The organism is Allobosea sp. TAB14 (assembly GCF_052113865.1).
Taxonomy (GTDB): Bacteria; Pseudomonadota; Alphaproteobacteria; order Rhizobiales; family Beijerinckiaceae; genus Allobosea; species Allobosea spartocytisi.
Genome location: NZ_JBFRDQ010000271.1, coordinates 1 through 4,518 on the forward strand (window position 1 = coordinate 1; position 4,518 = coordinate 4,518).

Below are 4,518 nucleotides of genomic sequence, written 5' to 3' on the forward strand. Positions count from 1 at the left end.
CGCTAAGACAGGCAGGGTGAGAAACCGTTCCGCGATGGACGCGATTTTTGCGTAATCGTGTCAATCATTCGGTTGCCAACCGTTCAAAGGGTGTCTTCAACCTTCGGAGGAGGCTCTGTGACCCCGAGGGGCGCAGGCTGCAGGGAGCGCGCAGCCGATGTTCCTTTTGTCGATATCCCTTGCCGATGCCGGCGGTTGCTCCGAGGCCGCAGGCCGTCATCCGGGAGCGTCGCGTTTTTTCCGGGGGCTGTCGCCTACGCTTAGCGCTTGACCGGCCTCGCGGCCTCCGTTAGCGTCCGGCAACTTACGACAAGGATCATGAGCGCGATGCGCAAGCTTATTCTCGTAGAGGTGCGCTGGTAGGGGCCGGTTTAACAACCGGGCGTCCCCGACGCCAGCGCACGCCCAGGCCCCTCCGAGGGCCTTTTTTATTGCCCGTTTTCCACCATCACCGAAGACAAGCCGCAGGAGAGCGTTATGAGCGAGATGATGACCGGAGCCGAGATGGTCGTCCGCGCGCTTCAGGACCAGGGCGTCGAGCATCTGTTCGGATATCCCGGCGGCGCCGTACTCCCGATCTATGACGCGATCTTCCAGCAGGACAAGGTCAAGCACGTGCTCGTCCGCCACGAGCAAGGCGCGGTCCATGCGGCCGAGGGCTATGCGCGCTCCGGGCCGGGCAAGGTCGGCTGCGTGCTGGTCACTTCGGGGCCCGGCGCGACCAATGCCGTCACCGGCCTGACCGACGCGCTGCTCGACTCGATCCCGGTCGTCGTCATCACCGGCCAGGTGCCGACCCATCTGATCGGCTCCGACGCCTTCCAGGAATGCGACACGGTCGGCATCACCCGCTCCTGCACCAAGCACAACTATCTGGTGAAGAGCATCCACGACCTGCCGCGCATCCTGCACGAGGCCTTCTATGTCGCCTCGAACGGCCGCCCGGGCCCGGTCGTCATCGACATTCCGAAGGACATCCAGTTCGCGACCGGCGCCTATAGCCGCCCGCGCGACAACCAGCACAAGACCTACCGCCCGGTGGTCAAGGGCGACCTCGCCAAGATCAAGGCGGCGATCGAGCTGATCGCCAGCGCGAAGAAGCCGGTCTTCTACACCGGCGGCGGCGTCATCAATTCCGGCCCGCATGCCTCGGCGCTGCTGCGCGAGCTGGCGCGGCTGACCGGCTTCCCGGTCACCTCGACGCTGATGGGGCTCGGCGCCTTCCCAGCCGCCGACAAGCAGTGGCTCGGCATGCTCGGCATGCACGGCACCTACGAGGCCAATCTCGCGATGCATGACTGCGACGTCATGATCAATATCGGCGCGCGCTTCGACGACCGCATCACCGGGCGGATCGACGGCTTCTCGCCGCGCTCGAAGAAGATCCATATCGACATCGACCCGTCCTCGATCAACAAGACGGTCAAGGCCGATATCGGCATCGTCGGCGATTGCGCCCATGTGCTGGAGGATATGGTCCGGATCTGGCGCGAGAGCAGCCCGCAGATCGACAAGACCGCGCTTGCCGCCTGGTGGACGCAGATCGAGGGCTGGCGCGGGCGCAAGAGCCTCGCCTACAAGCAGTCCGACACGATCATCAAGCCGCAATATGCGCTGGAGCGCCTCCATGCGCTGACGAAGGATCGCGATACCTACATCACGACCGAGGTCGGCCAGCACCAGATGTGGGCGGCGCAGTACCTGCATTTCCAGGAGCCGAACCGCTGGATGACCTCGGGCGGCCTGGGCACGATGGGCTACGGCCTGCCGGCCGCGATCGGCGTGCAGATGAAGCATCCCAAGGCGCTCGTCATCGATGTCGCTGGCGAGGCCTCGATCCTGATGAACATGCAGGAGATGTCGACGGCGGTGCAGTACCGTTTGCCGGTCAAGATCTTCATCCTGAACAACGAGTATATGGGCATGGTGCGCCAGTGGCAGGAATTGCTGCATGGCGGGCGCTATTCGGAGAGCTATTCGCAGTCGCTGCCGGACTTCGTGAAGCTCGCGGAAGCCTATGGCGGCCACGGCATCCGCTGCGACGACCCGGCCAAACTCGACGCCGCGATCATGGAGATGATCGAGACGCCCGGCCCGGTGATCTTCGACTGCCATGTCGCCAAGGAGGAGAACTGCTTCCCGATGATCCCGTCGGGCAAGGCCCATAACGAGATGATCCTGCCCGATTTCGAAGGCGATACCGGCCAGATCATCGACGCCAAGGGCAAGCAGCTCGTCTGATCGGGAACACCTCCGTCATCGCGAGCGCAGCGAAGCAATCCAGGAGCGGCCGCGCTTCACGTCCCTTGGATTGCTTCGTCGCTGACGCTCCTCGCAATGACGGCAGGGGGAAGGGAAGAACACCATGGCGACGATCGGCCTGATCGGCGGAATGAGTTGGGAATCGACGGCGGTCTACTACCGGCTGCTCAATGAAGGCGTGCGCACTCGCTTGGGCGGGYTGCATTCGGCCGATGTGCTGCTGCATTCGCTCGACTTCGCTGGTATCGCGGAGATGCAGGCGCAGGGTGACTGGGCGGCGGCCGGTGCGGCTCTGGCCCAGAGCGCAAGGCGGCTGGAGCACGCCGGTGCCTCCTGCCTCGTGCTGTGCACCAACACCATGCACAAGGTCGCCGACCAGATCACGGGGGCGACCAAGCTGCCCTTCCTGCATCTGGCGGATGTGACGGCGCAGGCGATCCGCGCGACCTCCGCGCGGCGCCCGCTGCTGCTGGCGACGCGCTTCACCATGGACCAGGCGTTCTATCGCGACCGGCTCAAGGCTTTCGGCGTCGAGGCGCTGGTGCCGCAGGCGCAGGAGCGGGACGAGGTTCACCGCATCATCTACGAGGAGTTGTGCCGCGGCCGCATCGAGGCGGCCTCCAAGGCGCGCTATCTCGCGCTCATCGAGCGGGCGATCCGGGAGGAGGGCGCGGACGGCGTCATCCTCGGCTGCACCGAGATCGGGCTGCTGCTGTCGCAGGCCGATTGCGCCGTGCCGGTCTTCGACACCACGGCGCTGCATGTCGCGGCGGCGCTCGACTATGTCGGTGAAGTGGAGAGCGTCGCCGCATGAAACTGCTGATCGGCAACAAATGCTATTCCTCCTGGTCGCTCAGGGCCTGGCTGCTGCTGCGCGCCAAGGGCATCGCCTTCGAGGAGCAACTCGTTCCGCTCGACGAGCCCGGCTTCAAGGAGGCGGTCTTCGCAGCGGTGCCCGGCAGCGGGGGCACCTTGCCGGCGCTGGTCGATGGCGATGTCGCGGTCTGGGAGAGCACGGCGATCGCCGACTATCTGCACGAGACCTATCCCGAAGCCGGGATCTGGCCGCGTGACAAGGCGGCGCGCGCACATGCCCGCTCCGTCTCGGCCGAAATGCATGCCGGCTTCCAGGGATTGCGCGGCAGCTGCCCGATGAATCTCGGCAAGCGCTTCGCGGCGCGCGACCGGGGGGCTCATGTCGCCCGCGACGTCGCTCGCATCACCGCGATCTGGYGCGCGGCGCGCGAGCGTTTCGGCGCCCGCGGGGAGGGGCCGTTCCTCTATGGCGCCTTCTCGGCGGCCGATGCGATGTTCGCACCCGTCGTGACGCGGCTCGACACCTACGCGATCGCCGTCGACCCGGTATCATCCGCCTATATGCAGGCCGTGCTGGCGCTGCCGGCCTATCGGGAGTGGCTGGCCGGCGCATTGGCCGAGCCCTGGGTCGTGGCGCAGGACGAGGTCGACGAGCCCGCCACCGCCAATCTTCGCGAAATCTGAACTCAATCTCCTTTCAACCCGCCTTGCAGGTCTACCCATGTCGAAACCGGCCACGCATTATCCGAACGCTCCCAAGTCGCAGCCGACCGCGCGCCACACGCTGGCGGTGATCGTCGACAACGAACCGGGCGTTCTTGCCCGCATTGCCGGGCTTTTCTCGGGCCGTGGCTACAATATCGAGAGCCTCACCGTCTCCGAGACCGAGCATGAGAAGCATATCTCGCGCATCACGGTGGTGACCTCCGGCACCGCCAAYGTCATCGACCAGATCAAGGCGCATCTCGACCGGCTGGTGCCGGTGCATCGCGTCGTCGACCTGACCGCGCAGGGCGAGGCGATCGAGCGCGAGCTCGCGCTGGTCAAGGTCGTCGGCAAGGGTGAGGCCCGCGTCGAGGCGATGCGGCTGGCCTCCGCCTTCGGGGCGCGCACGCTCGATGCCTCGCTGACCTCCTTCGTCTTCGAGCTGACCGGCTCGACCGAGGAGATCGAGCGCTTCATCAAGATGATGACGGTGGTCGGGTTGACCGAGGTGTCGCGCACCGGCATCGCCGCGATGAGCCGCGGCCCCGAGGCGATGTGAGCATGGCGCTGACGCCCCAAACGCTCAGCCTGATCGCGCTCGGCCTCGGCATCGTCGGCTTCGGCTGCCTCGCCGGGCCGGTGATCCTGCGCCTGACCGGCCGGGGGCAGGCCGAGCCGCTGGGCAGCGGCAAGAGCCTGCGCTCTCCGCTCTGGTGGGTCGGCTTCGTCCTGACG

The 4,518-nt window shown here is 66.1% G+C and carries 4 protein-coding genes; all 4 read left to right on the top strand.

The features are described 5' to 3' along the window. Positions 1 to 477: 477 nt before the first annotated feature. The 4 genes from AB4Y99_RS25990 (at position 478) to ilvN (ending at position 4,342) form a co-directional block, all read left to right on the top strand. Complete coding sequence (locus AB4Y99_RS25990) at positions 478 to 2,241, top strand: acetolactate synthase 3 large subunit (RefSeq protein ID WP_038358770.1); 1,764 nt, start codon at positions 478 to 480, stop codon at positions 2,239 to 2,241. Positions 2,242 to 2,365: 124 nt separating this feature from the next. Then, positions 2,366 to 3,076 carry an aspartate/glutamate racemase family protein gene (locus AB4Y99_RS25995; protein ID WP_441525357.1) on the top strand — a complete coding sequence of 237 codons (711 nt, stop codon included), beginning with the start codon at positions 2,366 to 2,368 and terminating at the stop codon, positions 3,074 to 3,076. After that, on the top strand, positions 3,073 to 3,762 hold the full coding sequence (locus tag AB4Y99_RS26000; protein WP_441525358.1) for a glutathione S-transferase family protein: 690 nt from the start codon (positions 3,073 to 3,075) through the stop codon (positions 3,760 to 3,762). Before AB4Y99_RS25995 ends, AB4Y99_RS26000 begins: the two co-directional genes overlap by 4 nt. A gap of 37 nt (positions 3,763 to 3,799) precedes the next feature. Beyond that, positions 3,800 to 4,342 carry an acetolactate synthase small subunit gene (gene ilvN / locus AB4Y99_RS26005; protein WP_038358762.1) on the top strand — a complete coding sequence of 181 codons (543 nt, stop codon included), beginning with the start codon at positions 3,800 to 3,802 and terminating at the stop codon, positions 4,340 to 4,342. Positions 4,343 to 4,518 lie beyond the last annotated feature (176 nt).